The sequence below is a fragment of the Paenibacillus sp. CFBP 13594 genome, assembly GCF_014842675.1.
GTDB lineage: Bacteria > Bacillota > Bacilli > Paenibacillales > Paenibacillaceae > Paenibacillus > Paenibacillus amylolyticus_B.
In genome coordinates this window covers 261,699-287,784 of the sequence record NZ_JACYVQ010000002.1, presented here as the reverse complement: position 1 = coordinate 287,784, position 26,086 = coordinate 261,699, and the positions used below count along the sequence as shown (strand labels likewise).

Below are 26,086 nucleotides of genomic sequence, written 5' to 3'. Positions count from 1 at the left end.
ACTGGCTAAGTCCGTCGGACCCGCGCTTACGCGCTTAAGCCAGTGAGGGTTCGTGAATACACAACGTTATAGGAAATCAGCAAAAAACTAAAGGTGTATATGAAACCAGAATGGAAAAACATATACATAAAATAAATAAGAAATTTCAGACAGAGGAGAAATAACATGTTAGAGATCTTGAGAGTTCCATATGAAGATAAAATGATCTTAAACAGTTTGATCCAGTTCTACAGATATGACTCAAGTGAATTTGATGGACATGAATTGACTAATCATGGAGTTTATCTTTACAAGTATCTAGATCATCAATGGACAGATGACTATCGTAAGCCATTTTACTTAAAAATTAATGGAGAACTGGCTGGCTTCGTACTTGTTTTAACAGATGTTCCTAAAGAGTATGTAAAAGCAAGTACAGCAACTCAGACAAATGTAATTAGTGATTTTTTTATAATGCGCAAATTCAGAAATAAGGGATATGGAAAAGAAGTAGCCCATTTTATTTTTAATACCTATAAAGGGATATGGGAAATACGACAGACTCCACAAAATAGGCCAGCAAATCTATTTTGGAACAAGGTAATTAACGAGTTTACAGGTGGGAAGTACGAAGAAGTTATTTTAAACAATGAAAGCTGGAATGGACCTGTTCAAGTATTTCAAATGAAAGAATAGATGCTAGGGTACTCGTAGAAGCTGCTGACATCCTATAACATAATATTCACGCTGCGGGGCATCTGCCCTTGGTCCGGCATAAGCCGGACACTCGACATGCGTCGAGTCGTGAATACAGGAACGTTTTACGTAATTACTGCAAATTTATAAAATGATAAAAACACATTGGAGAGCATATGAATAATTTTCTTGAAAGCAGCATTGCAGGGATTCCTTGTATACAGATCAATTCTAGTAATGAATCCAAAGGTGTAATTCTTCTGTATCATGGCTGGGTTTCAAGCATTAATGATTACGTGTTCCTTGGATCATTGATTTCTAGTTGGGGTTACATGGTGATCATTCCTGAGATCCCGCATCATGGAGCCAGAGGGAAACTTAATTATTTCGATCCATTAGAGTTACAACAATATTATTGGAGTGTCGTTGTTCAGGCTGTGGACGAAGCACGGCAAATTATTTCTGAATTAAATGATAATATAGTTGCGGTTATTGGACATTCCGCAGGCGGGTTTATCGCTGGAGGTATTTTCGCGAATAACGTAGGTATTAAATCTGCAATTGTAATAAACGGTTCTTGTGCTTGGGTGAGATTTGAAGAACATATATGTGAACTAGAAGGAAGAGAACCTTGGAGATTAATAGATAGGGACAGAATCAGGAAGTTTGATCCAGTGTCCTCACTAGAATACATGCGGGGTAGATCAATGCTGATTTTACATGGAGCAGAAGATACCACAATATCAATAATGAGCCAGAGATACTTCATGCATATAATTAGGGAAGAGAATCTATTAAATTCAGTAAAATTCGTTGAGTACTCTAGGGTTAATCATCATATTACTCTAAGTATGTTAGAAGAGGCTAAGCGTTGGTTATTAGAACAAAGTGACATCTGAAAGTGATTCAGTGAAGGCAGTAACTACGTATAACACAATATTCACGCATCGGGCATTCGCCCGCGGTCCGGCACGAAGTGAGAAGAGGATTCGAGGAGGCAATTCAGTTTCAGGGAAGCGGAATCAGCGGACACATCCGCACCGTCTAATCGCATCGCGGCCTGTTCCTGGCGGAGCCTTAAGTCGGTGGGACGTCGTGAATACGAGAACGTTATACGCAACCCCTTAAGAATGTTAAACCATGCAACCATTTAATAACAAATAATAAATATAGGTGAAAGAATACATTTACAGCGTAGCAGTTGAAACCAGGATGAACGGAATATTAGAAGGTGTACCATATAACAATAAATTTCTACATCGTTAGTTATGCTCCTTGGTCATCAAGAGGAATACCAGAGAAGCGGATTCATAATAAAGTGCAAACTAAAAATATCTCTATTATGCGAAAGAGAGGATCAAATGAAATATCATTTTGGTTTTTCATGGAAGGGTCTGATCATCTTTTTATTGCCAATGATACCAAATATATTTTATTTTCTAATTCCTGCGTCAGATATATCAGGAAACAATGCAAATAGCCATTTTATTTTAGATGTTTTGGAGCACGGAAGTCAGGCGATATTTTTCTTTCTTCTGATATTTGTTGTAAGAAAACAAGCATCTGAAATGCGATGTCCGTATATAATTGGTATGGCAATAATGTTGATTTTTTATTATGGGCTATGGATATTGTATTTTACAGGCAATGCAAACTCGATTATTTTTTTGGGGATGGCCGTTCTCCCGGTAGTATATTTTATATTAGCTGAGATTTGGCTTCGAAATTATCTGGCTATTATACCAACAGTACTTTTTGGTATTGTGCATGTCATTAATACATATTTGTCTATTGCGAATTAAAGGGAGGACAACAATTCTCTTAAATTTTGATTGTGCGTTCAACATGTATTCTATTTCAAGGATTAAGTCCCGAATGGTGAAGGCGTACGAGAGTAAATGAGGGGATCTTTCCTATGCGGAAACGGATTTGATAGGAGCAAATGATAGAACCAAAAGATAAAACACGTAAAGACATATTAAATACATAAAACACACAAGACATATAAGGATGTGGAATCGAAGAAGGGGCAGCGTATAACAATGCATTTTTGCTTCGTCGCTGACGCTCCTCGGTCTTCAAGAGGGATTTCGGAGAAGTGGAATCAGGCGACACATCAACCAGCTAAGTGGCAAAGCTACCCGAACCTCCGGTCCTTAAGCCGTTTGGACGTCAGAAATGCGCAACGCTATACGCAATACCCTAAAGTCAAGAAGAAAAACTAAAGAACAATAAAAAGAAGAAACATAATAAAACTTAAATGAAGGTGATAATTATGAAAGAATGGGACTATAGTAAGCCTTGGTTCCATGGCTCGCCATTATTTCTAAATGAATTACTAGTCGGAAGCACAATAACTCAGGATCGAGAGTTAGCAAGAATCTTTTCACACAAACCATCTATTGTTGCTTTTGATGAGAATGGCGCAAGATTTCATAATGGCAAGTTATGTGGATACATTTACATAATTGATGAAGAAATTATAAGTGAAGATGTTTATCCACATCCAGAAACTACTATGAAACCTGGTGAAGAATGGCTCATAAAAAGAGGATTAAAAGTACGAAAGATAGATGAGACGAGAACAAGAGCGGAAGAACAACTTTCTGAGGAAGAGGAGTTAGAGTTATTAAAAAAGCTAAATAACAGATAGCTCATAGCTTGTTCGCAGAAGAAGTTACTGCGTATAACAATATATTCACGCCTCGTGCCATTCGGCCCTGGGTCAGGCAGGGGCATTGGGAGCAGCCGGACAACCCTGCACTGGCTAAGTCCGTCAGACCCGGCTGTAGCCCTTAAGCCAGTGAGGGTTCGTGAATACAAGAACGTTATCTGTAAGATTGAAAAATGATTAAAACTGTAAAAAGAAAAAGTATATATTATCTAATTATAGAGTTAATTCAATTGCAACGTTCTGTTGCTAGAGGGGAAGTGATCAAGGTGCTAATTTTGATCCTGCTTATAATTATTGTTATGGGAGTAGCAATCATAGATGGGAGATTAAAAAAGAAACTTGAAAATGATAAAAGAATTATTGAAAGATTAGATGTGTTAATTAATGAAGTGAGAGATATCCGTAAAAAATAGAGAAATAATAATCACAAAAGAAAATAAAGGTTTATTGTTAATTGTAAATCGCTAAAACCTATCAAATTCAAATCAGATGGAAAATGGGATTAAGTGGACTTGTTTACAAAAGGCACAAACGATTTCTTTTTTTATCAGGGATGCATTTCTAACGGACAACTGATTAGTAGTAATGAAGAAAGTATAGAACTTCAATTCTTCAATCCTGATGAAATGCCTGATTTATTTAATCAGCAACATACTGATGCTTTTAATGATTTCAGGACTCAAAGAGTAGAAGTATTTAGATAGAATTAGAATAAAGTCTTAGGGGTGAAGGCAGATTCGAAGACGACTGATCCATAACATAACATTCACGCTACTGGCGTCAGCCCTTGGCCTGGCATCCGCCGTACACTCGACATGTGTCGAGTCGTGAATACAGGAACGTAAGGTGAAATTCAGCAGAATGCTAAAAACTTTATCAAATCGAAGGAATAGATAACAACACCTGAATGGAAATAAAAGTGATATAGATCAGTTAAGGAGATCGTTTGGTTGGTTCGAGTTCCAAAATGTCTAAACTTTTCTTCAAAACAAACAAGTTTTTGTATGATGTCGACCCATTTCCTCCAGGTTACCTTGTAACAATCAGAAATGGCTTCATTAAAGCACTGAAGCGAAAGGAATATATAAACATGAACAATTCCCTCCTGAAACTTCGAAAGAAATTTATCTTAATAATAGTGATTATAGATATAATTTGGTTATTTTCATTTATCATCAATTATGATATTACTATATTCAAAAAAAGTAACTTTGTAATGCCTATCATACTACACATCATTTTATTTTTTTGGTTAGGCTATAAAAGTAAAGGAAGAAAGCTAATTCTTTTTGTTGTTTTGATTATTTTTTCTTCTCTTCTTTTGATTAAGTATTCATTTGCTCCAGTATTTGATCCATACAGCTACGAACATCTGCATATCCCTGGCCCTGGGCATTATAGTGAAGTTATAGTTGAACATCGAGCTAATCTGCTGGATCAAGGCATTACACAGTATCGTGTCTACCAAACGAAGTTTTGGGGTTTATTCTTAACTGAGTTAACGACTAAGGAAGTTGTGATAGAAGAGCCACATGACTTATATCTTTCCCAAGAAGATATTTTTGATTTCTCTGCTCCAAAATGGACGAGAGGGACAGTTAGCTTTGATACCTATAAAGGAAAACTTACTTTCAAGCTTAAATGACTGAACATAAAATCCAAAATATTTATGAATTGGATTACTTCAAGAAGGTGCTATGGAAAGGCATTAGGATAGGGACATAAGGATGATTTTAAATGAGAACTCAAAGAAGCTCCCAACATCACCTACCATAATATTCATGCTGCGGACATTCGTCCTTTGTCCGGCATTTGCCGGACACTCAGCATACGCCGAGTCCTGAATACAGGAACATTAGCAGAAACCAAGGGATGCCTTAATTAAATTACAAAGACTAGAAAAATTATTATTTAAGGACGGGGATTTCAATGAGTAGCTTGTTACTAACCTCTTGTGGTTTTTATACTGAAGATATTAAAAATCAATTTCTGGATTTTATTGATGGAGATATTTCTCAATTAAAAGTCTCAATTATTACAACAGCATCCCCTAGAAAAGAAACTAATAGATATGCACAAAGAGCAATGCAAGAGTTTAAGGACATGGGATTTCAACATATCAATTTTGTAGATATTGAATTTGATGACCCGCAAATTCTCTTACATAGAAATGTTATATATATCAATGGTGGAAATCCATTTACATTATTGTATTACGCGAAGAAAAGTGGTGCTGATGAAGTTATTAAAACACTGGCTGCACAGAATGTAATTATAGTTGGTGTAAGTGCTGGAACTTTATTACTGGGCCCGAATATTAACATTGTGGATTTCTTTACTCCACAGATGAACACAATGAATTTATCGGATTTTAAAGCATTAGGTGTAACCGACAAGCTTATTTTTCCTCACTATGATCGAGAGGACATATTTAAAGATAGTACTAATAAAACAATTGAAGAGAGAATAATAGAATTTGAATCCAATGAGAACTGTAAGGTGACAAGGCTTAAAGATGAAGAATATATTTCAATCTTAATAAACCAAGCACATTGAATCGAAGAATTCCCTGAAATCTTGCTAACACTGTATTCACGCTGCTGTACTACGCCCCTTGGGCTCCCAGTGGGATTTCGAGGAAGTAGCGTCCAGCAGACACAACTCCTGTGAGGCTAACTCTTCGACTTAGTCGCTCCTTTAAGCCTCACGGGTCGTGAATACAACAACGTTAGATAAAATAACGAAGAAGTTTATATTGGGAGTTGATTCATTGAAGTATTCAACTGTAGTTCTTGACTTGGACGGAACATTATTAAATTCAAAGAAAGAAGTATCTAAAAGAAACGTAGATGCGGTCTTATCTTGTTATCAGAAAGGAATGAGAATAATATTTGCAACAGCTCGACCGCCTAGGGCGGTAAATTGGTTGCTTCCACAAGGATTAGTAGATATCGGGGCTTTTGTATATTACAACGGAGCTCAAGTGATATGTAAGGAAACCAAGATAGAAATTAATGAAACAATCCCTGCTAATGTAACTACAGAAATTCTTGATTACTGTTTGAAGTGTGACCCTCAAATTGAGCTGACTATGGAAGTGAAGGATGAGTGGTTTAGTTTAAGAGAGCTTGATTATATTGGCTCAATGGACACACAATCAAACCCCATAGTAAAACCCTTAAAAGAATTAAAGCAATATGATGCTACGAAGATACTTCTGACTGGCAATAATCACAATTCTGGATTGTTTGAAAAATTCGAGGGTAGAGTGAATATACTAATTACGGATAATAATAAATTAGTACAAATCATGCCTCTTATGGCATCTAAGGAAATGGCAATTACTAAACTCTGTGAATTGTATAATGCAGAATTGGATTCCGTTATTGTATTTGGTGATGATCATAATGATGTAGGCCTCTTTAAGATGGCGGGATATTCTATTGCTATGGGAAATGCGATTAGGGAATTGAAGGAAATCGCTGATGAAATAACCGTTAATAATGATGAAAACGGTGTTGCTGTAAGTCTAGAAAGATTTTGTGGGTAACTTAAGGTTACTTTATCTCACAGTACATTCATACACCGTCGCACTTGCTCCTCGGTCGCCAAGAAGGATATCGGAGAAGTGGATTAAGGCGACACATTCAATCAACTAAGTCTATTGCCCGTTCCCTACGGTAAGCTGCTTGAACGTCAGGAATACAAAAACGTTAGCCGAATGAAGTTCTTATTTTAGGAGGAGTCTATATGATATTAGAAAAAGTTATAAATAGAATTGCAATACAAAGTGAATATAAGGATTTGGTTGATAAGTATGTGGATCGTATACTTTACGAATTCAAAGATAAGATTCATAGCATTTATATGTGTGGCTCGATTCCCAAAGGAACGGCTAAACCTTTTAAGTCAGATTCAGACTTTACTATTGTATGTGCAAATCCCGAAGATATTGATTACGAAAGATTGTCAATGATTAAAGACAGGCTTTTGGAAGAATATCCATTCGTCACTAAGATGGATACGATCATTTGCTCGATTGATGATGTATTAAGTAGACCGAACGATTGGGGTTTTTGGATTAAGATCATTTGTGTTTGTATACATGGGGAGGATATTGGTGAAAAAGTACCCCCGATCATAATTTCTCCAGAATTCATTTTAGACTTAAATACAGATACCAAGGAGGAAGTAGATCGTGTACATCGTTCACTTTCTAATGTTAGTGATCACGCAATGAAAACTAGATATATTAAAGGTTACTCTAAGAGATTAATTCGTGCATTATACTCTTTGGTTTTAGAAGATACAGGGGTATGGGAAGACGAAATCATTAAGATGAAGAATGCTATATTAAACTATTGCGATATTGACTCCGCTTTAGTTGAGTATCTTTATGCTTGTTACTTGGATAGCGATGTATCTGTTGAAGAGTTTCTGGAAATCGCAGATGAAGTATATAGCTATTTTGAGAACGCCTTAAATAAAATGGCTGCCTCCAGAAATTAATCCAACCCCTAAGCCTTCTGGACGGAAAGGAGAAAGAATGATACTTGGGTTGTATGAAGCGCATTTACCAGTGAGTAACTTACATCAATCAATTGAATTTTATTCTAAATTAGGATTAGAGCTGGCCTGGAGAGATGAAGATACAGCTTTCTTCTGGATTGAAAAAGAAAAGAGTTGGGTCGGTCTATGGCAAGGTGAAGAGTATCTCACTTCTTATCATCCATCATTAAGGCATATAGCATTTCGAGTGAGTTATGAAGATCTTCGAGACAGTGTGAAATGGCTTCAATCAATTGAAATAGAGCCAGTTCCATTTGGGAAGAGAGTTTCAATAGATCCTTTTGTTAGGCCTAATCAGGGAAATGCTTCGGTCTACTTCAATGATCCAGATGGAAATAGTTTAGAATTAATGTGTTTTGTAAGTGTACCTGAAAACTTTAAAAATATATCCGATAAATTATCAATCGAAGAATGGGAAGACCTTTTGAAAGCAAAAAACTAAAGAACCTATCGGGGGATTTTAAAAAAAGTAACAACATCAGCTAACATAATATTCAAGCAGCGGCTCCTCACGGAGCCTTGGTCTGCTAGCATATTTTGTGGAAGCGCTTCACCGAACCCTTTAAACTAATGTTGAACGTTATGATTACAGGAACGTTAGGTAAAATAATGGTTAGTGAGAGGAGAATTGAATGCATATTAGAGGAGTAATTCTTGAGGGGTACTCAAATGCCGGGAAGACTTCAGTATTAAAAGCGATTAAACGTTATCAATCACAAGAAGAATCCTCAGAACGGAGCGTAGTTATTCTTGGAGAACATTATTCTCAAATTTTGAATAATAAATATGGAGAATATGTGAGTCTAACGCGAGAAGAACACATTGAGTTACTTAAAGAGCGGGTTGAAATGCTAAAGAAACTTAACGATTGGGCAATTCAACTTGGTCCTGCATCTAGAGGATCTAGGGGACTATTTTATGTTCTGGAGAGGTTTCACTTAAATCATAGAGCTGCATTTGCAGATTCGGATTTGGATGAGATAAATAAAATAGAAGAACAGCTTGAGTCTTTAAACGCCAGGTGTATTTTGCTTACAATCTCGCCCGAAGTCGTAGAAGAAAGAATCAAAAGCAGACAATCCGAAGAATGGATCTATAAAACAGAAGAAGAAGTAAGATCGTCGGTAAATGAATTATTAAAAGTCCAAAATGTATTAAGACATCAAGCTCAAATCTCAAGAGTGCCAACAATCGAAATCAATACAGACGGTAAGGATTGGGATGAGTATGTAAGGGTAATCATGGAGGGCCACGACATTGCCTAACCAAATGTTTAAGCATCGTCGCTAGTGCTCCATGGTCGGGTAGAAACTATAAACAGAAGAATGTATCCAGCCAGTCGTCGTGAACACAAAATGTTAGATGAAATCAGTTAAAATCAAAATCAATATGAGGTGCGTAATGGATCGTAAGATTATTCAAACCGCAAAAGAGATTGCGATAAGAATTATTCGCGAAGCAGGTCTAATCTCTAAAGAAAAGTTTGATAACTTTGTTGAACTGAGATCTAAAGATGAATTTGGGGATGTAGTTACTGAAGTAGATCATATCTGTGAAGAAATCATCATCAAACAAATACAAGACGTATTTCCAAATCATCAGATACACAGTGAAGAGGCAGGGCTTATCGGAACTAAGCACGATTGGTTATGGTTAATTGATCCTTTAGATGGAACTAATAATTTTGCAATTGGTTTACCTGTTTTTTCGATATCAATTACCTTAATGTACAAAAGAGAGCCTGTTCTTGGAGTGGTCTATGAACCTCTAACAGAACGTTTATTTGTATCTGTTATTGGTGAAGGGGCAAGCTGTAATAATCGACAAATACAAATGAAGAGTAACCCGAATATTTTCAAAGGAAATATAGGTTGGATTCAAGGTCACAGAGTACAAAACGACCCACAAGCAGTAAAACTAAGACAATACATTGATATTAGATTTAAACGAATGTTAAGATTATGGGCTCCAACGCTTCAATGGTGTATGTTGGCCAAAGGAGATATTGATGGAATTGTTCTGTACAATTCTGAAGGTGATGACTTGTATTCAGGTATCTTAATGGTGAAGGAAGCGGGGGGACTTGTTATAGATTTTGAAGGAAATAAGTTTAATGGAATGAAAGAAGAACCTTATTTAATTGCATGTCACCCGAACCATAAAGAGGAATTGTTGAAAATTGTAAGAGAAGGATTGAGTTAATGTTACAAGCAACTGACTTCATCTAATATTATATCCATGTATCGGGGCTTACGCTCCTTGATCATTCCGATGTATAATTATAGGAATATTTCTGATGACATCCGAGCCGACCTAAGATAAGAGCTATCTAAGGTCGGCTCGGGTCGTGAATATAGGAACGTTAGATGAATATCTTGTATTCAATACATTACATCATATTAATAAAGGAGATCTGAAAATGAGAAAACTCGTTTTATTTCTGCACGCTTCACTTGATGGGTTTGTAGAAGGGCCGAACGGTGAAATGGACATTGGCTGGGTTTCCTACGATGCTGATTTGGAGAAACACGCACAAGAAGTTTTGAGTACTGCCGACACTGTCCTTTGGGGACGTGGAACTTATCAGATGATGTATAATTACTGGCCATCTGTGTCTTCAGACCCATCAGCTTCACCGTATGAACGGAATCATGCCGAGTGGATCGAAAAGACAGCCAAAATCATATTTTCCACAACGCTGGAGAAAGTGGAATGGAACAATTCCAGACTGGTGAAAGAAGATGTCGAGGAAGAGATTAGGAACCTCAAACAGCAGCCAGGCAAGGATATGGTAATCCTAGGCAGTCCAAGGTTTGCACACCATGTGATGGGTCTTGATCTAATCGATGAGTACAAAATCACAGTTTCTCCTGCCCTGATCGGTAGCGGTTTGCCATTGTTTCAAGGACTACAAGAGAAGACCAATCTTAAACTTATTGAAAATAAAACTTTCAAGTCGGGAGCTATTGGTCTCTGCTATCAGGTGGTTAGATGACTCCTCGTAAAGTAGTTGCATCACCCAACGGGACTTACTAACGGGCAGACACCTCCTACTAGGATAAGTCTTAGACCCGGTGGTTGATACTACCTTTAAGTAGTCTCTCGAGTGCATGAATACAACAACGTTATCTGGAATCAAGGCAAAAAAAAAATATCTGAAAGATGGTGAAGTGATGAGTAGTATGTATACTGAATCCGTACAAAACGATATTATGAAAGATATCGAAACAAAATATGGATGGATTGTACATGCAGTTGAACCAAACTATCTGGGTTATGGTAATTTAAAGTGGATTATGACAACTGAGATTGGGCCCATCTTTGTTAAACAATATTGCAAGATAAGGTATCGACGCGGATTAGATGGGGTTAAAGAAGCACTAAAGTATCAACATCTTATGCATCTTGATGGGATTCCTTGTCAGCCAATATATAGTTTCAACAGTGAGTATATTCATACCACATCATCCGGGGAGGACTATATGATTTCTGGTGTTAGTACTGGAAATTTAATAGAAGCAGGGCAATTAAACAGCCTTCAGATGTATAGTCTTGGTGAAGCTACTGGTCGTATGCATATGTGGATGAATATACATATGCCAAAATTACCATCCTTACAATGGGAGTTGCCTTCAAAGGCAAAGATGTTTGAAAAGATACAAACCAATCTAAATGAAATGAAAAAAGTGACTAATAAAAGATACATAGAAGCGGTACAGAAACAAAGAATTATTCTTGAAAAATTAGATTTGGATATATTTAATGAGTGTGCTAAAGGTTGGGCGCATTGGGATATGCATGTCGACAATTTATTATTTTACGAAGATAGGCTAGAAGATATTTTAGATTTTGATAGACTACACTACGTATATTCAGATTTCGACATTTCCCGCGCGATACTCTCAAGTGCACTTTTAGATGACGGGAAATTAAATGTTGAGTCAACTAGGGCATATATTGATGGTTATAGAATTCATACTAATCTTACGATTGAACAGTTGGTACTATCGATTAAATTAACTTGGTACAAAGAGTTTAAGTGGGTACATGAAAAGTTTAGTCAAGATAAAGCTATGAGTCGGTTTATCGAAGAAATGATTTGGATAGGGAATGAGTGGGAAAATCTCGAAGAGATATTCACAACTATCTTTAAATAATGATTGTGGGTTAATTGGAGGAAGGTATTATCTTAAGCCTCTCGGGTTCAAAGGAACATTATCGGAAATATTCGTAAATACTTTATTTTTTGCGGGGGATCTCAAGGATGCGTATAAAGTCAATAATTATTGAAGATTACAACAATGAATGGCCTGAAATGTTTTTTGATCTGAAATCTATCTTAGAACATAGACTCGGGGATCTAGTACTTAGAATCGAGCACGTTGGTAGTACTGCAGTACCTGGACTAGCGGCAAAACCTATTTTAGATATTGATGTAGTAATTGATTCTATGGCATTGCTCCCAGATGTAATTCAAGGATTAGAAAGTTTAGGTTACGATCATGAAGGGAATTTGGGTGTTGAGAACAGAGAAGCTTTTGCAAGGAAAGATGCAAATGTTCCCTATAGTATAGTGAAAATACAGAAACCTGAACATCATCTATATGTTTGTAATAAAGAGAGTAAAGAGTTATTAAGACATATTTCCTTCAGAGATACATTAATTAGCAATCCTGAATTTGTAGTCGAATATGCCAATTTAAAGAAAGAACTTGCTATTAAATATAGAGAAAATCGCCAGTCTTATACGGATGGGAAGACCGAATTTGTAAATAAAGTTCTTAATAAATGTGAAATAATTTGTAGGTAGTTCAATTGGCTAAGACATCCGCTAACAAATTTTCACACTCGCGAGGCTAATGCGCCTTGGTCTTCCAGAGATATTTCGAGGAAGTCGTATCAGACAGACAACTCCTACGAGGCTGAGTCTTTGACCCAGTCGCGATACAGTAACTTTATGCGCCATTAAAGGAGATTCGTTTATGAAAGGTAAGATACTCTTATTATTTTTTATTACGATAGTGTTTTCATCTTGCCAAAATAGTAGTCAATCGACTACCTTGAACAGCGAAACTAAATCAATAATGAATTCTGAACTGCCTCCTGAAGCAGTGAGTACAGGTGATGGAACAGAATTAAAAGAAATAACGGAAGGTCTATCAGATACTGCTAACAATAAAAAAAATATTACCCATGAGCATTGGGAACCTTGATTTAAAAGGAGAATTTTATGATGAAATGCTTCGAAATCCTATAGATCATGATTATGAAGTGGAATTTAATGAGGCTCAAAATTCAAAAGAGATTATTACAACAATGGGATGGGGGGCGTTGGAAAGCAAATATACAGAGATTTGGGATAAAGAGTTGAATCAAATATATAAAGAGCTTCTTTCTAAGTTGGATGAAGAACCAGGAGAAGCACTAATTGAATCGCAGAAAGAATGGTTACAGTATCACTTAAGGGAAACAAAATTTGTTGAGAAGAAATTTATTAATAATGGTTACCTAGGATCACAAGGATCGGTAAGCCTAGGCACGGTTATACGGGAGAGAATTAGGGAAAGAACAATGCAATTATTTGAATATCGATATTTGTTAGATGGTGAAGTTGAGTTTCTATACCAAAGTAAAAAATAGAGTTGGAATCTGGATCGAAGGTGTTAGGTGATGCTTCGAAGTCAGTAACGGCATATAACAATGTATTCAAGCTGCGGGGATGCCAGGCCTTGGTCGCCTGCGAAGTTTCGATGAAGTGAATCCAGACGACACATTGAGTTTACTTAAGATAAGAGCTATCTAAGGAGAATCAAAGTCAGGAATGGACATACGTTAGATGAAACCACGAAATGCATTGAAAAAAACAAAAGGAGTTAGATGCAAATATGGAATTAAAACTTGTCCCAGTAAATCCTGAAGATAAAAGTATACTAATTAATTTATATGAATTGTACGAGTATGACTTCAGTAAATATACAGGTCGAGATATAGATAGAAACGGAAAATTTGAAGTAAACATAGATTATTATTGGGAAGGCGACGAAAGATGGAATCCATTTTTTATAGAAAGAGCAGGTATAATCGTTGGTTTTATAGTAGTCCTTTTTGAGAATATGGATACTGATCCAGATCCGACGCATGTGATATACGATTTTATGGTTTTACAGAAATACAGAAGATCGGGCATAGGTCGTAAAGCAGCAATAGAAGCATTTAAGATGTACAAAGCGAATTGGAAGATTTCGCAAATGGAGAGCAATCTTCCGGCAAGGACCTTTTGGAGAAGTGTAATAGAAGGTTTTAAAGGAACTAATTACACTGAACACTATGTACAAGATCAAAAAAAATATATACAAGAATTTACTACAAGAAATTAAAGGCATTGCGGGCTAATTCAGTACAGCATCACTAACCCTCTTATATATTAGAATTCTGCAATTCACTAAATAGTTGTAGGGCATCTTTGAAACCTTGTATGTAGATACTTCTTTCTAAGATGGATTGGAGTGAGATTTGTGCGTCTTCGTAAAGAAAAACTGTATGTTGAAGTTGATCGGGCAAAGCATCACGAAGTGTTTTAAAATATTCATCTCTCTCAGCAGAAAGCTGAGTGTACTCCCTATGACACTCCAGAAGCTTAGTATAGAGCAAATCTAAACGTATCCTTATCAGTGGTTCTGTTGATGATTGCTAATATGAAAGATAAGATAGAATTATGGAGGGGAAAAGATGAACATAATCAAGTGTAGTATACGAGAACTCATGGCGGAACATCGAATAGATGATATAACAGAATTGATGGCAAAATCGGGCTTAAGTCGGAATTCGATCAATAAGCTCTATAGGGAAACAAATATAGAAACAACAAAGCTGGAAACCTTACTCAAGCTATGCGATACATTTAATTGTAAATTATCTGATTTGATTGAATACGTACCAGGAGAAAAATAAATCGTGAAGGTCAATTCTAGAAGCGATTCCATCCTATAACATAATATTCAAGCATTGCTCCTTCGGAGCCTGGGGCTGCGATGGATTTTGAAAAGATTTTCAGCTGACAACCCCCTTTGGGTTTCATTATTACAGAAACGTTGTCCAATACTCCCAAAAAAAACAACAAGCATAGGAGCAATATTATGACTATCATTTTCAAAGAAGTAAAAGACATTGATACACAAGCAATTCAAGAACTGTTTCACTCTGTGGAATGGAAATCAGGAGATTTCCCAGAAGATCTGAGACAAGCAATAAACAACTCACATACGGTTATTACTGCATGGGATGGTACCAAATTAATTGGCTTAATAAATGCATTGTCTGACGGCGTGATGACAGTATATTTTCATTACATGTTAGTACACAAAGAATATCAATCATTAGGAATTGGAAAGAGAATGATGGAACAAATGCTTAGTCGATATTCTAATATCAAAACAAAAGTGCTTATATCCTATGATAGTGCAGAAAAATTCTATGGATTATTTGGATTTAAGCCAGAAGAAGGCACAAAAGCCATGTTTATTTCAGATATGGTATAGCATTTTGGGAGTTTATCAAAGAAGTTGGGATCATCAGATAACAACACTTTTCAGTTCTAGGCATTTAGCATAGCCATTAGAGGAAGAGTGGTTATATAAACCAACATAGGAGGAATTAGAATGAAATTTATCGTTTCTGCTAGTGTAATCGTTCTCAATGAACATAATGAGATTTTACTCATGAAAGGTCGAAGAGGCTGGGAAATGCCTCAAGGTTGTGTTGAAGAAGGAGAGACTATTAGGCAGGCAGCAGTACGAGAAGTGAAAGAGGAAACAGGGATTGACATTGAATTAATTAAATTTTGTGGTTTGTATCAGAACATAACGCGCGGCGTATGCAACAATATATTTACTGGAAAACCGATTGGTGGAGCTTTAACTACCAGTGATGAAAGTGAAGAGGTGGGCTACTTTACTTTAGAAGAAGCTGGGCAAATGATAACATGGGGGAATTTCTATGACAGAATTCACAATGCATTAGATGAGAAAAGTCATCCTTTTTTGATTGAATTTTCAGAATAAGGGCAATCATTAGATCACAATATATTCACTTATCGGGTTTACTCCCTCTGTCCGAAGACGAGATCTCGATAAATTAGAGAAAATATACTCCACATGACACTCCACAAGCTCTACATTATGGTAGATTCCATCTTAAAAGGTGCTCCTCTCATGGTTGGTGATGTTCTAAACAAACACCATTCTACCATAGATAGGAGCTCTTTTTATATGATTTTACCTTCGTAACTCAGGTTTAATTGCGCTAGTTTTCTTATTAGGATATAGATATAAGAGTAGGTTAATATAAGGAGCAGCCTGAAAATAAAGGTTGCTTCTTTTTTCACTTTTACACTTCGCAAATGGAACATTGTGGGTTATATTGGATATCATTTGGTTCTATAGTAGGGAAATGGAGGTATTCAGCCTTGGATGAAAATATACGCTTTCCGATCGGACACTTTGAGCCAAGTCTTAACACCACTAATGAGGACCGAGTTCACATTATAGGTCAAATTCCCGGAATTACGAAGACCTTAAAAGAGATTACACAACATCTCAATGCTGATCAACTCTGTACTCCTTATCGTGAAGGCGGTTGGACAATCACACAGATTGTGCACCACCTTGCGGACAATGACATGAACGCTTATATCAGATTTAAGAGAGCTTGACTGAAGATGAACCGATGGCAAGCTCATATCGAGAGGATTTATGGGCATCATTAGATGATTACAGGAGTGCGCCCATTGAAGATTCAATTTTGCTGATGGAAATACTACACAAGCGATTTCTCTCGCTGTTGTATGGTTTACATCGGGATCAGTTTAGACGAAAACTCCGAACAGAAGTGTTAGGTACAATTACACTGGATATCGCGATTCAAAGATTTGTATGGCATGGTCAGCATCATATTGCTCAAATTAAATCTTGTATAACATCGCAAGGGTGGTAGGGTCTTATACACATCTCAAGTGTGGAGGTAACATATGGGTAATGGAAGGATTCTGGGCATTGCATATAATGTGATTCCAGTGAAAGAGTTAGAAGTGTCAGCTGCCTGGTTCGTAAAACATTTTGGATTTAACATTCGCCACCAACGCGAAGGATATTTGAGTTTATCTCGGGGTGATCGCCCAATTTTGGACTTGATCCAAAGCGATAATGAAACACGAGCGACATTTGAAATTCATCAGAGAAAGAGATGGGTCATTACATTTTTCACTGATGATATTGCTGCTTTACATAACTATTTAACATCAGAGAATGTGAAAGTAGGGGATATTAGTGATGAGGGACACTATGGGAAGTTTTTTGTGTTAGAAGATTTGGACGGCAACATATTTGATGTGTGGGAACACCATGATTGTGAATTGAATTTTTAATGAGGAACTTTGGTCAGCTACTATCATTTACCGAGGGTTTAGGGGGATACGAATGTTGATTGAAGACGAGAAAATATATCCTGACTGTTCAGTTGAAATAAGAATAGTAGACGTTGGCGGCTTAACAAAGCCACAGCTTAGTCAGAAATTGGACCAACACTCTATTTTATTGAATAAATATGGAAAACAGTTGTTAAATGATGAGAGATTTATAGTCTCCAATACAAAGCAAAGCTTGCAAACGGTTGAGTTGACCGTCAGACAACTTGGATTTTCGGATGGTGCTACAACTCTCCAGTTATTTCGAAGAGCAAATGAACTTGGGTTGGATTGTTGTCCGGTTGAGTTAGGACCTTATCTAAGACTGCAATATTTGGATCAGCCCGAGATAGTTTCTACCCATATTTCAGAGGAGAGGAAAGCTCCGTCCGGCTCCATTACTATAGCATCTGAAGCCCTTACAGAGGATATTGATTTTCCAAAAGGTTTTTATCTCAGACGAATAAACGACGAGTTTTGGTTACGAGGATATCTTACGGACCATCTACATGTATGGAGTCCTCATGATCGCTTTATCTTCTGCAGGGCTCAGCTTCTATTATATGAGGATCAGGAAGATGTTTTGAAAGGAAAGGAGTGAAGATCAATGGATATCAAAAACAAAAGCGGAGATGTGCTTGGGAAAATTCAAATTGAATCCTTACGCAAAGATCATGCGATTGACCGGATCGTCATTGACTTAAAGCCTGGTGAGGGGAAGGCGATTTATACCGCAGATGCTACAGAGAACCAATTCACACAACAGACCAATTATGCAGCCATTCCATGGGAAGACGGGTTGGAACAATTGCAGAAACTTTATTCTCCATGGCAACCGAAATTTCCGATCGATTCTGATATCGATGCCATTCATGTATTTTATGGATTTGATAATCTAACTCCGCAAGAAATCGATGAAATGATTGAAGAAAGTAACAGGTTAGGCAGCAATGTAGTTATACGAGACCTCAAGCCCAATAAGAAGGTTGTGGGCATCAGCATCACGTATAAAGAATACGGTGGTTATAAACTTAACATTTTCGGGACAACAAAAAGCCGGATCGCATTGCCTGATCATGATGGTACTAAGGTTAAACAGGTAGCCTTACGTGGCGTCGAAGCATTTTATATTTTCAATAACGAAACTTCCCAATTGATATGGATCGAAGAGGATGTGCATGGGAAGGCACTGCAATACGAGATCATTGGCAGAAATATGTCAGAAGATCTTGTGATGAAGATTGCGAATTCAATGAACGGATAAATTTTATATTATTTTGAGTGAGGTGCTACGATGAGTTACAAAGCTATTCTCATAGACCAATTAAATGCCTGTTATCATGATCAGAGCTGGTTTACTCCGCTTCATGATATGTTGACAGACCTCAATGCTGCGGAAGCCGCTTATGTAAAGAATGAGGGAGAGCATTCCATTTGGGCGATCGTCAATCATCTTATTTTCTGGAATGAGAGGTGGCTTGAGAGATATGTTGCCGAACAGGTCGACGGGCTGCATTCAGTGAATAATGAGGATACATTTGACATAGATCCGTCTAACCTGAACGATGTGGAGTGGCGCAAGACACTACATAGACTGAAAACCGTTTTTAGTGATTGGAACAGGGCACTCGAAGATAGCGATGAACATAAACTGACCCGTGAAATTCCTTCTTATTTCAACGCGCCTTGGTGGGGAGTTGTATCGAATCTATGTATTCATAATGCCTATCATATTGGCCAGATCATGCTGCTCAAAAAATCAATGAAACACACGTAGTACACGCTGTATTGCGTTTACAAAATTATACTTAAGCAAAGGAAGATGACTTTCATGGAAAAAGGCAAAATTATATTTTTGAACGGTGTAACGAGCTCTGGTAAAACTTCAATTGTAGAGGCGATGCAATCATACGATGATCCGTTTTTCTATGTGGTCGCTAATGATCTTTTTGAAAATACGATCGGGGATAAACATCTTCAGACGGATTACTGGAAGTATCTGAGTGAAGCGATTGTAATGATGTATCATACGGCAAAAGTATTCTCAGACCATGGCAAGCATGTACTGATCGATGGCATACTTGTGGAAAGACCGGAGCTTGCGCCGCATTATGAACAAGTCAAACAGATTTTTGAAGGGTATCCACTGGATATCGTTGAGTTATATTGCCCTCTCGATATCTGTCGTCAGCGTAACATTGAGCGTGGTGATCGCAGAGAAGAGCAATCGGATGAGCAACATCAAATTATGGCCAAACACATCCACTATAGCTATTCGATTGATACAAGTATGAACACACCCGAAGAATGTGCGGAGAGGATTATTGCAGCACTGTTCAAGACCAATCATGAACCATTGAAAAATATATAAAGATGATATTTCGAAACTGTAGTGGAATCGATATCTAGTAACAACTTTGTCTGCTTTGGTCTGGAGGATTAAAGGAGGAATTCAATGGAATTACAAAAAACACTCTGATTAATGATTTAAGACGATTAGGTGTTAAGAAGGGCATGACGATAATCGTTCATTCCTCCTTCAAAGCAACAGGTAAGGTTATAGGCGGCCCGGTAAGTGTTATTTTAGCTCTGGAAGAAGCCGTTGGAACCAATGGAACCATTGTCATGCCCACTCAAACAGAACATCTTTGTGAACCTTCAGAGCATGACGCGAACCTGTCTTCAGAGGCAATTGAGTTCATCAAAGACAATATGCCTATTTATTATCCTGACTTAACACCAACCTCGTATATGGGCATCATTCCCGAGGTGTTTCGGAGGCAAGATGGTGTGTTTCGAAGCTCACATCCGCACATGTCTTTTGCTGCCTGGGGGAAAGAGGCAAAACGGATAACGGAAGATCACAACTTGCATTATGCATTAAATGAGAAATCTCCGTTAGGAAAAATCTATGATTTGAGTGGATACATTCTGTTACTTGGTGCACCTACAAATAGTAACACCTCCCTGCACCTGGCCGAATATAAACAGCAGAATACATTTGTTAAGCCAAAAGTCTAGGGAGTAAAAATGCTGGTGGATGGACTTGAACAATGGACTACATACGATGATATTAACAATGAATCGGATGATTTTGAATTAATTTTTAATGAGTTTAAGATCCAGACTAACGCTGTTACCGAAGGAATGGTAGGGAACGCTGTGAGTTATATGATACCCCAAAGAGAGATGGTTGATTATGCTTTGGGATGGATGAATCGGAACCGAAGAGAACATATAGGGCAGTGAATCATCTCAAAAAGAAAGAAGGGGGAAATGTAATCATGACCAAAGAGATTGAAGATTTGCTTCAAACTTTTGAAGAATGGGCTTTGTTTGTTAAGACGATGAATCATCTTGAAGAGAAGACCTGGAATTCGAGCTTGGAAGAAGGGAAATGGACGATAAAATCAATCGTAAGTCATATCATGTTATGGGACCGATATTTTTACAAGGAAGCGATTGAGAAGATTGCGCTGAAGCAGGAAGTTACGTTGAAACATATCAATTTTGAAGAGTTTAATCGAAAAGCTATTGAGTACGGGAACCGAACAGAGACGTCCGAAATCGTAAATAAGGCTATCACGTACCGCCATAAAATTATGAATGACATTCGAGGGTTATCGGAAGAACAGCTTCATCAGACGTATTTGGACGCCAAGGGGAACGTATTCTATATTCCCCAATACCTTAAAGATTTTATATGGCATGACCAGCATCATATGCAACCGTTGAAGAAATATCTTTCCAACCTTGAAGCGTAAAGGATTGCAGGCAGGGGGCGGAACGTAATACAGCATGTTGCTTGCTTTGAATATAATATGTATCCCAAACTAGGGAGGGATTGTAGTGAGTACTCATACAATTGAATTAACTCAGGCAAATCTGATCGGTTCATTAACCAATGAGGTAACTCCCATATTGAGCGTGAAATCTGGTGACTCCATTCGTTTTCAGACGCTGGATGCGGGCTGGGGAACGGGTGTGAGTTATGAGGAACGCAAGAAACCTTTTGATCGACAAGGTGAAAAAGATGGAGGTCATGCCTTAATCGGTCCGATCTATATCGAAGAGGCGAAGCAAGGACAGACGTTGGAGATTGTTTTCAATGAGATCGTACCCGGGAGATACGGGTTTACTTCTGCTGGCGGATATCCGAACTGGCAGAACCAGAAGTTACATCTAACAGAGGTTGAAGAACTGTCGCTGAATTGGACACTTGATCGTCAAACGATGAATGGAACCTGTGAAATAAAAGGAAAGTCCTTCACTGTATCTCTCTCGCCGTTTATGGGTGTAGTGGGCATGCCGCCAGAGTCACGAGGGATTCATACAACATGGCCGCCTCGCTATTGTGGAGGAAACATCGACTGCAAGGAACTGGTGCAGGGAAGTAAATTATATTTACCTATTCCCGTAGACGGAGGTTATCTCGCAATTGGTGATGGTCATGCACGGCAGGGGGACGGTGAAGTCAGCTGTCAGGCCATTGAATGTCCGATGGAGCTTGTCGATATCACGATCAACGTGATTAATGATATGATTTTAACCAATCCTCGTGCACATACGCCATCCGGCTGGATTACCTTCGGTTTTCATGAAGATCTGAATGAGGCTACGGTTCAAGCATTAGACGGAATGCTCCATCTGATTGGTGAGTTGTACGGACTAGATCGAGTGGAAGCGATTGCACTTGGAAGCGCGGTAATTGACCTGCGTATCACCCAAATTGTGAATGGCGTTAAGGGTGTGCATGCTGTCCTTCCACATGATGCTTTTAAGTAACTTGAGCCCCGTTATACGTCGTATTAGATGAACTTGGGAGTCGATAAAATGAAAGGCAGACCACAGATCGTTTTAGATATCGCAGGGGTTTTGTTAAGTAATATTTCATTGACGTGCTGGAGTGATATGATTCAGGAAACCAACCTATCGGCAGCATCCTTGAAAGTACATTTTACAGGAATCAAGCGACAGCTCTGGACAGGAATAATGCGAGAAGAAGAGTTCTGGCAATCGTTGAATCAGGCTTATCCCGAATTATCAATAAGCCGAGCGAAGGACATCTTAACCAATTCAATTGTTCCCTTACCAGCGGCTCAATACCTTGAGCGATGGAGTGAGTTTGCCGATATCCATCTGCTCAGCAATCATTGTAAGGAGTGGATTGAGCCGAATCTGAACCGTTTAAGCTTATTTACCAAAAGTATAACCATCTCTAATCAAGTGGGTTTATGCAAGCCTGAGATTGAGATATATCAACGGGTCGAGACCTTCCTGGCAGCTGGAGAAGAAGTTCTATTTATAGATGATCAAGAGAAAAATTTACATTCGGCTAAGCTACTTGGTTGGAAGACTTTACTGGCTGACGAAGCAGGAGATTGGGTTAATGAAGTTGAGTCATTGCTAATTTAGACGGTAAATAACCCTAAACTCCAAATTGCTTTAGATGATGATCTAAATGCTTGTATATGCCCTTACCCCATTGCTCGGCTGTTAATTTTCCGAAGAAGGGATGGGGGTGGCGGGAGAATTTTTCTGAAGCACCTTGTTGAAAGATATTAATCTGCTGCTCGAGTTTTTCTTTTTCTGTTATAAACTGTCGATGATCATCAATAATGATTGTCGGGATCGTAGACATATTATGGGGCAAGGGCTTGTCATTATAAAACATTGGTTTTGCGAACCGTCCTATAAGTCTCCCAAGTAATCCTCTAGGTGGAAAAGCATTTCCTAAGGGGATATCATGAAATGCTGAACAGTGAGCCAGCATTTGAGAGACCTGCATCGTGCCCCATTTAGGGATGGAATTTTCACTAAGTTGATCCATGCGCTCTTTAATTTCAGCGGCATTTATCGTATCAAATATACTTTTCACAAGAACACCTCAGTTCTTCAAGATATATAATTTGAACTTGAACTATCATCATTCTATTATTGAAAGGTTTATCCTCTTACTATCAAGAATAATAAAATATGGTAAGATTAGTCAATGTATTATGGGAAAATCACAATTGAAATCGGAGGATGCGAACTTGGAAAATAAGGAAACATTTAATCTCGTAGCAGATGAATATGAACGATATAGACCTGTCTATCCGAGTGAAATGTTTGATGATATTTTTACATATCTGAATCTTAATAAAGAGGATTCCATTCTTGAGATTGGCTGCGGAACGGGACAGGCCACAAGCGGATTGGTGAGCAAGGATTATACAAACATCACCTGTATTGAATTAGGCAGTAACTTGGCACAGTTCACCGCAGACAAATTCAAGTCATATCCATCGATTCAAGTAATCAACACTTCCTTTGAGGAATGGAATAACGAAGAAAAGCGATTTCAATTGATTGTGTCAGGAACGGCCTTTCACTTCATTGATCCGGAAGTAGGTTACAACCGGGCTTGGGAATTGCTAGAGAATACAGGCGGCATTGGACTTTTCTGGACGATTCATGTACCGGTCTATGACCCGCTGCACAATGAAATTCGTTCCCACTACACAGCATTAGCCCCTCATTTGGATGATTCTCAATATCCTTCGCCAGATGAAGTTATCCAGGAGCGTAAAGAAATAACAGAAAAATCCGGCTTGTTCACGGATATTGAGGTTAAGGAGTATAACTGGATACAGACTTGCTCCAGCGAAGAATATGTCGCTTTATTAAATACCAATTCCAAACATCAGCAGCTTTCTATTGATGTTCGGCGTTCACTTCTGGAGAGAGTCAAAGATTCCATTGATGCTGCAGGTGGAACGATAGAGAAACAACATAAGGTTGCTCTTTTTTTAGGGAAGAAAAAGGTCTAAGAATATATGTTTTTATTATTCTACTTAAGAACAGGAGAGAATATATGAGTGATCCGCGTTCAACATACAGTATCCAAACGGCAGTGTTAAGTTTACAAGAGGAATTAGAGAGGTTAAAGATACAGGCGGTAATGGGGTGGTCCAAAGAATTCCGAAATCTGGAGTGGTATGGTTTGAAAAATGGAATGTGTGTATTGGAGGTCGGAAGCGGACCAGGTTACATTACAGAGCAATTATTGAACAGTCTGCCGGACAGCGAGCTTACCTCGCTTGAGATTGATCGTTCACTGCAAACACAAGCCAAAGAACGGCTGAAAGATACTCCTTCCAAGCGATTACAATTTGTAGAGTCTTCCATCTACAAGATGGATCTGCCTGATGATTCTTTTGATTTTGTCGTGGCAAGACTTATCTTTCTTCACTTGAACAATCCTGAAGAAGCCGCAAAAGAGATATTCCGTGTACTGAAACCTGGCGGCCGTCTTGCTATTATTGATGTGGATGACGGCGTTTTTGGAGCAGTGAATCCTGATGTCCCTGCTTTGCATACGGTATTAATGAAAATTTCGGACTATGTGGCACAACACGGCGGTAATCGCTTAATTGGCAGAAGTCTGCCGCGTCTCCTTTCTGAGAGCGGATACATCGATGTTGACATTGATTCTGTCCTTCAACATAGTGATCTGTTAGGCATAGAAGGGTTTAAGCACCAGTTTAATCTTAATCGTTTTGTACATTTTGCTGAAAAAGGTGTGATCAGTTCGGAGGAATTTGCTCAGCTGCAACACGCTTCTGAAGCGATAAATCATTCGCCGGAAGCCTATGCCATGATGAATTTCATTACAGCTTGCGGCACGAAGCCATTGTAAGAACTGTGTACGTTTGAATTAAGTTTTACTTGCTCGGTGCTCGGACACTGTCTATGACAGACTAAGCTTCCTAAGAGACGGAGGATGGGAATGAATATCGCTCAAGCTTTCCAGGAAACTGTAGTGCAAGGAGATCATCAAGGTATGATTGATTTGCTGAAAAAATATGAACAATCCAGCAAGCTATCTGTCAATGAACGAGGTTGGGTCTACTGGAATGTTTCCGATGGTTATGCCTTGTTAAGAGAGCCGGAACTGCTTTATGCCAATCACCGGGCATTCTTCGAATGGGGGAAAGAAAATCTCGCCCCGGAGCAGTTACACTGGATCGTTTCGGATTCGACACAAGCGTTGTCATTATCTCTGGGGAACTACTTTGATAATTGGATGGATTGGTACCAATATGCTTGTGATCATGCCCCGAAGTTGGATACCAACCGAGGTGTTCGATTCGAGAGTCATCGGGCTTTGGGTGGTTCGCTTTGGGTTTTGGAGAGATACAGTGAAATGGAAAGTTTGCTTGAAAATATGAACCAGCTCATACAAGAAGATGAGACATGGTCCAACATTCTTTTTGCCCGGATTACATATAACAAACAGCGTCTGGTCTATCTGTATCATGCCGCGGATTTTGCGGGAGTCGAAGCTCTTGTAAACGAAACGACGGACTGGATTGATGAAATCAATGATAGAGCACTACGGATTTCAAGAAAAGATGAAGTGGTCGGCAGCTGGGAGGATATTAATGTCTCCAGAAATTCGCAGAGAGATATCACAATTGCGTTAAACAATTTGGCCTGTATTTTAACGGATATCGAAAGGTATGAGGAAAGTGTGAATTTGTTTATCCAGATACAGGAACGTGGTCACCACATGAATGCATATGGTTTTTCCAAATGGATATATTCGATCTGGAAGACAAGAGGGACTGAGGCAGTTAAAGATGCATTAGCAGTTAATGCCTCTTATGAAATAGCTGACCTTGTGAAACATACTCCTAAACTATTAGAGATCAAAGGTTAGCATG

Annotated in this window: 36 protein-coding genes and 1 pseudogene; 35 read left to right on the top strand and 2 right to left on the bottom strand. The window is 38.3% G+C overall.

What is annotated here, in order from left to right:
• The first annotated feature begins 165 nt into the window (after positions 1 to 165).
• From IFU39_RS08705 to IFU39_RS08620, 19 genes are all read left to right on the top strand, one after another.
• Positions 166 to 675: a GNAT family N-acetyltransferase gene (locus IFU39_RS08705; protein ID WP_192132259.1), complete on the top strand. Its 510-nt coding sequence runs from the start codon at positions 166 to 168 to the stop codon at positions 673 to 675.
• A 176-nt stretch (positions 676 to 851) separates the two neighbouring features.
• A complete protein-coding gene (locus IFU39_RS08700; RefSeq protein ID WP_192132256.1) occupies positions 852 to 1,574 on the top strand; it encodes an alpha/beta hydrolase family protein in 723 nt (240 codons plus the stop codon).
• A gap of 462 nt (positions 1,575 to 2,036) precedes the next feature.
• Entirely contained in the window at positions 2,037 to 2,477 is a 441-nt protein-coding gene (locus IFU39_RS08695; RefSeq protein ID WP_192132254.1) for a hypothetical protein, read from the top strand.
• 473 nt (positions 2,478 to 2,950) lie between these two features.
• Complete coding sequence (locus tag IFU39_RS08690) at positions 2,951 to 3,328, top strand: hypothetical protein (protein WP_192132252.1); 378 nt, start codon at positions 2,951 to 2,953, stop codon at positions 3,326 to 3,328.
• Between the two features lie 194 nt (positions 3,329 to 3,522).
• Positions 3,523 to 3,762, top strand: a complete 240-nt coding sequence (locus tag IFU39_RS08685; RefSeq protein ID WP_192132250.1) for a hypothetical protein — start codon at positions 3,523 to 3,525, stop codon at positions 3,760 to 3,762.
• Positions 3,763 to 3,855: 93 nt separating this feature from the next.
• Positions 3,856 to 4,053, top strand: a complete 198-nt coding sequence (locus tag IFU39_RS08680; protein WP_192132248.1) for a hypothetical protein — start codon at positions 3,856 to 3,858, stop codon at positions 4,051 to 4,053.
• A gap of 386 nt (positions 4,054 to 4,439) precedes the next feature.
• Entirely contained in the window at positions 4,440 to 4,994 is a 555-nt protein-coding gene (locus tag IFU39_RS08675; RefSeq protein ID WP_179198553.1) for a hypothetical protein, read from the top strand.
• 284 nt (positions 4,995 to 5,278) lie between these two features.
• A complete protein-coding gene (locus IFU39_RS08670; RefSeq protein WP_192132245.1) occupies positions 5,279 to 5,905 on the top strand; it encodes a Type 1 glutamine amidotransferase-like domain-containing protein in 627 nt (208 codons plus the stop codon).
• A gap of 157 nt (positions 5,906 to 6,062) precedes the next feature.
• Positions 6,063 to 6,899 (top strand): Cof-type HAD-IIB family hydrolase, encoded by an 837-nt coding sequence (locus IFU39_RS08665; RefSeq protein WP_192132243.1) that lies wholly within the window; start codon positions 6,063 to 6,065, stop codon positions 6,897 to 6,899.
• Positions 6,900 to 7,099: 200 nt separating this feature from the next.
• On the top strand, positions 7,100 to 7,858 hold the full coding sequence (locus IFU39_RS08660; RefSeq protein WP_192132241.1) for a nucleotidyltransferase: 759 nt from the start codon (positions 7,100 to 7,102) through the stop codon (positions 7,856 to 7,858).
• 37 nt (positions 7,859 to 7,895) lie between these two features.
• A complete protein-coding gene (locus IFU39_RS08655; RefSeq protein ID WP_192132239.1) occupies positions 7,896 to 8,360 on the top strand; it encodes a VOC family protein in 465 nt (154 codons plus the stop codon).
• A 190-nt stretch (positions 8,361 to 8,550) separates the two neighbouring features.
• Positions 8,551 to 9,183, top strand: a complete 633-nt coding sequence (locus IFU39_RS08650; protein ID WP_192132238.1) for a hypothetical protein — start codon at positions 8,551 to 8,553, stop codon at positions 9,181 to 9,183.
• Between the two features lie 136 nt (positions 9,184 to 9,319).
• Positions 9,320 to 10,120: an inositol monophosphatase family protein gene (locus IFU39_RS08645; protein ID WP_192132236.1), complete on the top strand. Its 801-nt coding sequence runs from the start codon at positions 9,320 to 9,322 to the stop codon at positions 10,118 to 10,120.
• Positions 10,121 to 10,337: 217 nt separating this feature from the next.
• Positions 10,338 to 10,913 (top strand): dihydrofolate reductase family protein, encoded by a 576-nt coding sequence (locus IFU39_RS08640; protein ID WP_192132234.1) that lies wholly within the window; start codon positions 10,338 to 10,340, stop codon positions 10,911 to 10,913.
• A 115-nt stretch (positions 10,914 to 11,028) separates the two neighbouring features.
• Entirely contained in the window at positions 11,029 to 12,075 is a 1,047-nt protein-coding gene (locus IFU39_RS08635) for a phosphotransferase (RefSeq protein ID WP_192132231.1), read from the top strand.
• Positions 12,076 to 12,182: 107 nt separating this feature from the next.
• Positions 12,183 to 12,728: a GrpB family protein gene (locus IFU39_RS08630; RefSeq protein ID WP_192132229.1), complete on the top strand. Its 546-nt coding sequence runs from the start codon at positions 12,183 to 12,185 to the stop codon at positions 12,726 to 12,728.
• A gap of 172 nt (positions 12,729 to 12,900) precedes the next feature.
• Positions 12,901 to 13,131, top strand: a complete 231-nt coding sequence (locus IFU39_RS32860) for a hypothetical protein (RefSeq protein WP_244660932.1) — start codon at positions 12,901 to 12,903, stop codon at positions 13,129 to 13,131.
• Complete coding sequence (locus tag IFU39_RS08625; protein ID WP_244660931.1) at positions 13,112 to 13,558, top strand: lysozyme inhibitor LprI family protein; 447 nt, start codon at positions 13,112 to 13,114, stop codon at positions 13,556 to 13,558. Before IFU39_RS32860 ends, IFU39_RS08625 begins: the two co-directional genes overlap by 20 nt.
• A gap of 245 nt (positions 13,559 to 13,803) precedes the next feature.
• Positions 13,804 to 14,295 carry a GNAT family N-acetyltransferase gene (locus IFU39_RS08620; protein ID WP_192132227.1) on the top strand — a complete coding sequence of 164 codons (492 nt, stop codon included), beginning with the start codon at positions 13,804 to 13,806 and terminating at the stop codon, positions 14,293 to 14,295.
• A 40-nt stretch (positions 14,296 to 14,335) separates the two neighbouring features.
• Here IFU39_RS08620 and IFU39_RS32855 read toward each other — a convergent pair whose 3' ends face one another.
• Positions 14,336 to 14,590, bottom strand: a complete 255-nt coding sequence (locus IFU39_RS32855; protein ID WP_244660944.1) for a hypothetical protein — start codon at positions 14,588 to 14,590, stop codon at positions 14,336 to 14,338.
• Between the two features lie 57 nt (positions 14,591 to 14,647).
• Between IFU39_RS32855 and IFU39_RS08615 the strand changes: the two genes are divergently transcribed.
• From IFU39_RS08615 to IFU39_RS08550, 13 genes and pseudogenes are all read left to right on the top strand, one after another.
• On the top strand, positions 14,648 to 14,869 hold the full coding sequence (locus tag IFU39_RS08615) for a helix-turn-helix domain-containing protein (RefSeq protein WP_192132225.1): 222 nt from the start codon (positions 14,648 to 14,650) through the stop codon (positions 14,867 to 14,869).
• Between the two features lie 185 nt (positions 14,870 to 15,054).
• On the top strand, positions 15,055 to 15,456 hold the full coding sequence (locus IFU39_RS08610) for a GNAT family N-acetyltransferase (protein ID WP_192132223.1): 402 nt from the start codon (positions 15,055 to 15,057) through the stop codon (positions 15,454 to 15,456).
• Between the two features lie 120 nt (positions 15,457 to 15,576).
• Positions 15,577 to 15,978 carry an NUDIX hydrolase gene (locus IFU39_RS08605; RefSeq protein ID WP_105598261.1) on the top strand — a complete coding sequence of 134 codons (402 nt, stop codon included), beginning with the start codon at positions 15,577 to 15,579 and terminating at the stop codon, positions 15,976 to 15,978.
• A gap of 664 nt (positions 15,979 to 16,642) precedes the next feature.
• A complete protein-coding gene (locus tag IFU39_RS33395; protein WP_341074219.1) occupies positions 16,643 to 16,909 on the top strand; it encodes a DinB family protein in 267 nt (88 codons plus the stop codon).
• Positions 16,910 to 16,943: 34 nt separating this feature from the next.
• Positions 16,944 to 17,339, top strand: coding sequence for a VOC family protein (locus IFU39_RS08595; protein ID WP_192132221.1), 396 nt, complete (start codon positions 16,944 to 16,946; stop codon positions 17,337 to 17,339).
• Between the two features lie 52 nt (positions 17,340 to 17,391).
• Entirely contained in the window at positions 17,392 to 17,979 is a 588-nt protein-coding gene (locus IFU39_RS08590) for a helicase (protein ID WP_192132219.1), read from the top strand.
• A 6-nt stretch (positions 17,980 to 17,985) separates the two neighbouring features.
• On the top strand, positions 17,986 to 18,642 hold the full coding sequence (locus IFU39_RS08585; RefSeq protein WP_192132217.1) for a DUF4367 domain-containing protein: 657 nt from the start codon (positions 17,986 to 17,988) through the stop codon (positions 18,640 to 18,642).
• A gap of 30 nt (positions 18,643 to 18,672) precedes the next feature.
• Positions 18,673 to 19,155 carry a DinB family protein gene (locus IFU39_RS08580; RefSeq protein WP_192132215.1) on the top strand — a complete coding sequence of 161 codons (483 nt, stop codon included), beginning with the start codon at positions 18,673 to 18,675 and terminating at the stop codon, positions 19,153 to 19,155.
• A 54-nt stretch (positions 19,156 to 19,209) separates the two neighbouring features.
• On the top strand, positions 19,210 to 19,749 hold the full coding sequence (locus IFU39_RS08575) for a phosphotransferase-like protein (RefSeq protein WP_192132213.1): 540 nt from the start codon (positions 19,210 to 19,212) through the stop codon (positions 19,747 to 19,749).
• 143 nt (positions 19,750 to 19,892) lie between these two features.
• Positions 19,893 to 20,627 (top strand): annotated as a pseudogene (locus tag IFU39_RS08570) (aminoglycoside N(3)-acetyltransferase).
• Positions 20,628 to 20,662: 35 nt separating this feature from the next.
• Positions 20,663 to 21,142: a DinB family protein gene (locus tag IFU39_RS08560; RefSeq protein WP_181155347.1), complete on the top strand. Its 480-nt coding sequence runs from the start codon at positions 20,663 to 20,665 to the stop codon at positions 21,140 to 21,142.
• An 85-nt stretch (positions 21,143 to 21,227) separates the two neighbouring features.
• On the top strand, positions 21,228 to 22,163 hold the full coding sequence (locus IFU39_RS08555; RefSeq protein WP_105598277.1) for an acetamidase/formamidase family protein: 936 nt from the start codon (positions 21,228 to 21,230) through the stop codon (positions 22,161 to 22,163).
• 48 nt (positions 22,164 to 22,211) lie between these two features.
• Positions 22,212 to 22,793, top strand: a complete 582-nt coding sequence (locus IFU39_RS08550; RefSeq protein WP_181155348.1) for an HAD-IA family hydrolase — start codon at positions 22,212 to 22,214, stop codon at positions 22,791 to 22,793.
• A 13-nt stretch (positions 22,794 to 22,806) separates the two neighbouring features.
• Here the strand turns inward: IFU39_RS08550 and IFU39_RS08545 are convergent, their stop codons facing one another.
• On the bottom strand, positions 22,807 to 23,256 hold the full coding sequence (locus IFU39_RS08545) for a DUF1569 domain-containing protein (protein WP_105598468.1): 450 nt from the start codon (positions 23,254 to 23,256) through the stop codon (positions 22,807 to 22,809).
• A gap of 157 nt (positions 23,257 to 23,413) precedes the next feature.
• Here IFU39_RS08545 and IFU39_RS08540 point away from each other — a divergent pair, with 157 nt between their 5' ends.
• The 3 genes from IFU39_RS08540 (at position 23,414) to IFU39_RS08530 (ending at position 26,082) form a co-directional block, all read left to right on the top strand.
• A complete protein-coding gene (locus tag IFU39_RS08540; RefSeq protein ID WP_181155349.1) occupies positions 23,414 to 24,190 on the top strand; it encodes a class I SAM-dependent methyltransferase in 777 nt (258 codons plus the stop codon).
• Positions 24,191 to 24,234: 44 nt separating this feature from the next.
• The gene (locus tag IFU39_RS08535; RefSeq protein WP_105598280.1) at positions 24,235 to 25,059 is read left to right on the top strand and encodes a methyltransferase domain-containing protein; all 825 of its coding nucleotides are present in this window, start codon (positions 24,235 to 24,237) and stop codon (positions 25,057 to 25,059) included.
• A gap of 90 nt (positions 25,060 to 25,149) precedes the next feature.
• Positions 25,150 to 26,082: a hypothetical protein gene (locus IFU39_RS08530; RefSeq protein WP_105598281.1), complete on the top strand. Its 933-nt coding sequence runs from the start codon at positions 25,150 to 25,152 to the stop codon at positions 26,080 to 26,082.
• The last annotated feature ends 4 nt before the right edge of the window (positions 26,083 to 26,086 follow it).

Excerpts from the sequence above, each read along its gene's own strand:
- IFU39_RS08535 (WP_105598280.1), top strand. The coding sequence starts at position 24,235 with ATGAGTGATCCGCGTTCAACATACAGTATCCAAACGGCAGTGTTAAGT.
- IFU39_RS08655 (WP_192132239.1), top strand. The coding sequence starts at position 7,896 with ATGATACTTGGGTTGTATGAAGCGCATTTACCAGTGAGTAACTTACAT.
- IFU39_RS08590 (WP_192132219.1), top strand. The coding sequence starts at position 17,392 with ATGTTGATTGAAGACGAGAAAATATATCCTGACTGTTCAGTTGAAATA.
- IFU39_RS08635 (WP_192132231.1), top strand. The coding sequence starts at position 11,029 with ATGAATACAACAACGTTATCTGGAATCAAGGCAAAAAAAAAATATCTG.
- IFU39_RS08695 (WP_192132254.1), top strand. The coding sequence starts at position 2,037 with ATGAAATATCATTTTGGTTTTTCATGGAAGGGTCTGATCATCTTTTTA.
- IFU39_RS08670 (WP_192132245.1), top strand. The coding sequence starts at position 5,279 with ATGAGTAGCTTGTTACTAACCTCTTGTGGTTTTTATACTGAAGATATT.
- IFU39_RS08585 (WP_192132217.1), top strand. The coding sequence starts at position 17,986 with ATGGATATCAAAAACAAAAGCGGAGATGTGCTTGGGAAAATTCAAATT.
- IFU39_RS08625 (WP_244660931.1), top strand. The coding sequence starts at position 13,112 with ATGAGCATTGGGAACCTTGATTTAAAAGGAGAATTTTATGATGAAATG.
- IFU39_RS08610 (WP_192132223.1), top strand. The coding sequence starts at position 15,055 with ATGACTATCATTTTCAAAGAAGTAAAAGACATTGATACACAAGCAATT.
- IFU39_RS08650 (WP_192132238.1), top strand. The coding sequence starts at position 8,551 with ATGCATATTAGAGGAGTAATTCTTGAGGGGTACTCAAATGCCGGGAAG.
- IFU39_RS08595 (WP_192132221.1), top strand. The coding sequence starts at position 16,944 with ATGGGTAATGGAAGGATTCTGGGCATTGCATATAATGTGATTCCAGTG.
- IFU39_RS08660 (WP_192132241.1), top strand. The coding sequence starts at position 7,100 with ATGATATTAGAAAAAGTTATAAATAGAATTGCAATACAAAGTGAATAT.
- IFU39_RS08640 (WP_192132234.1), top strand. The coding sequence starts at position 10,338 with ATGAGAAAACTCGTTTTATTTCTGCACGCTTCACTTGATGGGTTTGTA.
- IFU39_RS08575 (WP_192132213.1), top strand. The coding sequence starts at position 19,210 with ATGGAAAAAGGCAAAATTATATTTTTGAACGGTGTAACGAGCTCTGGT.
- IFU39_RS33395 (WP_341074219.1), top strand. The coding sequence starts at position 16,643 with ATGGCAAGCTCATATCGAGAGGATTTATGGGCATCATTAGATGATTAC.
- IFU39_RS08615 (WP_192132225.1), top strand. The coding sequence starts at position 14,648 with ATGAACATAATCAAGTGTAGTATACGAGAACTCATGGCGGAACATCGA.
- IFU39_RS08580 (WP_192132215.1), top strand. The coding sequence starts at position 18,673 with ATGAGTTACAAAGCTATTCTCATAGACCAATTAAATGCCTGTTATCAT.
- IFU39_RS08530 (WP_105598281.1), top strand. The coding sequence starts at position 25,150 with ATGAATATCGCTCAAGCTTTCCAGGAAACTGTAGTGCAAGGAGATCAT.
- IFU39_RS08705 (WP_192132259.1), top strand. The coding sequence starts at position 166 with ATGTTAGAGATCTTGAGAGTTCCATATGAAGATAAAATGATCTTAAAC.
- IFU39_RS08550 (WP_181155348.1), top strand. The coding sequence starts at position 22,212 with ATGAAAGGCAGACCACAGATCGTTTTAGATATCGCAGGGGTTTTGTTA.
- IFU39_RS08645 (WP_192132236.1), top strand. The coding sequence starts at position 9,320 with ATGGATCGTAAGATTATTCAAACCGCAAAAGAGATTGCGATAAGAATT.
- IFU39_RS08685 (WP_192132250.1), top strand. The coding sequence starts at position 3,523 with ATGATTAAAACTGTAAAAAGAAAAAGTATATATTATCTAATTATAGAG.
- IFU39_RS08560 (WP_181155347.1), top strand. The coding sequence starts at position 20,663 with ATGACCAAAGAGATTGAAGATTTGCTTCAAACTTTTGAAGAATGGGCT.
- IFU39_RS08620 (WP_192132227.1), top strand. The coding sequence starts at position 13,804 with ATGGAATTAAAACTTGTCCCAGTAAATCCTGAAGATAAAAGTATACTA.
- IFU39_RS32860 (WP_244660932.1), top strand. The coding sequence starts at position 12,901 with ATGAAAGGTAAGATACTCTTATTATTTTTTATTACGATAGTGTTTTCA.
- IFU39_RS08605 (WP_105598261.1), top strand. The coding sequence starts at position 15,577 with ATGAAATTTATCGTTTCTGCTAGTGTAATCGTTCTCAATGAACATAAT.
- IFU39_RS08700 (WP_192132256.1), top strand. The coding sequence starts at position 852 with ATGAATAATTTTCTTGAAAGCAGCATTGCAGGGATTCCTTGTATACAG.
- IFU39_RS08690 (WP_192132252.1), top strand. The coding sequence starts at position 2,951 with ATGAAAGAATGGGACTATAGTAAGCCTTGGTTCCATGGCTCGCCATTA.
- IFU39_RS08675 (WP_179198553.1), top strand. The coding sequence starts at position 4,440 with ATGAACAATTCCCTCCTGAAACTTCGAAAGAAATTTATCTTAATAATA.
- IFU39_RS08630 (WP_192132229.1), top strand. The coding sequence starts at position 12,183 with ATGCGTATAAAGTCAATAATTATTGAAGATTACAACAATGAATGGCCT.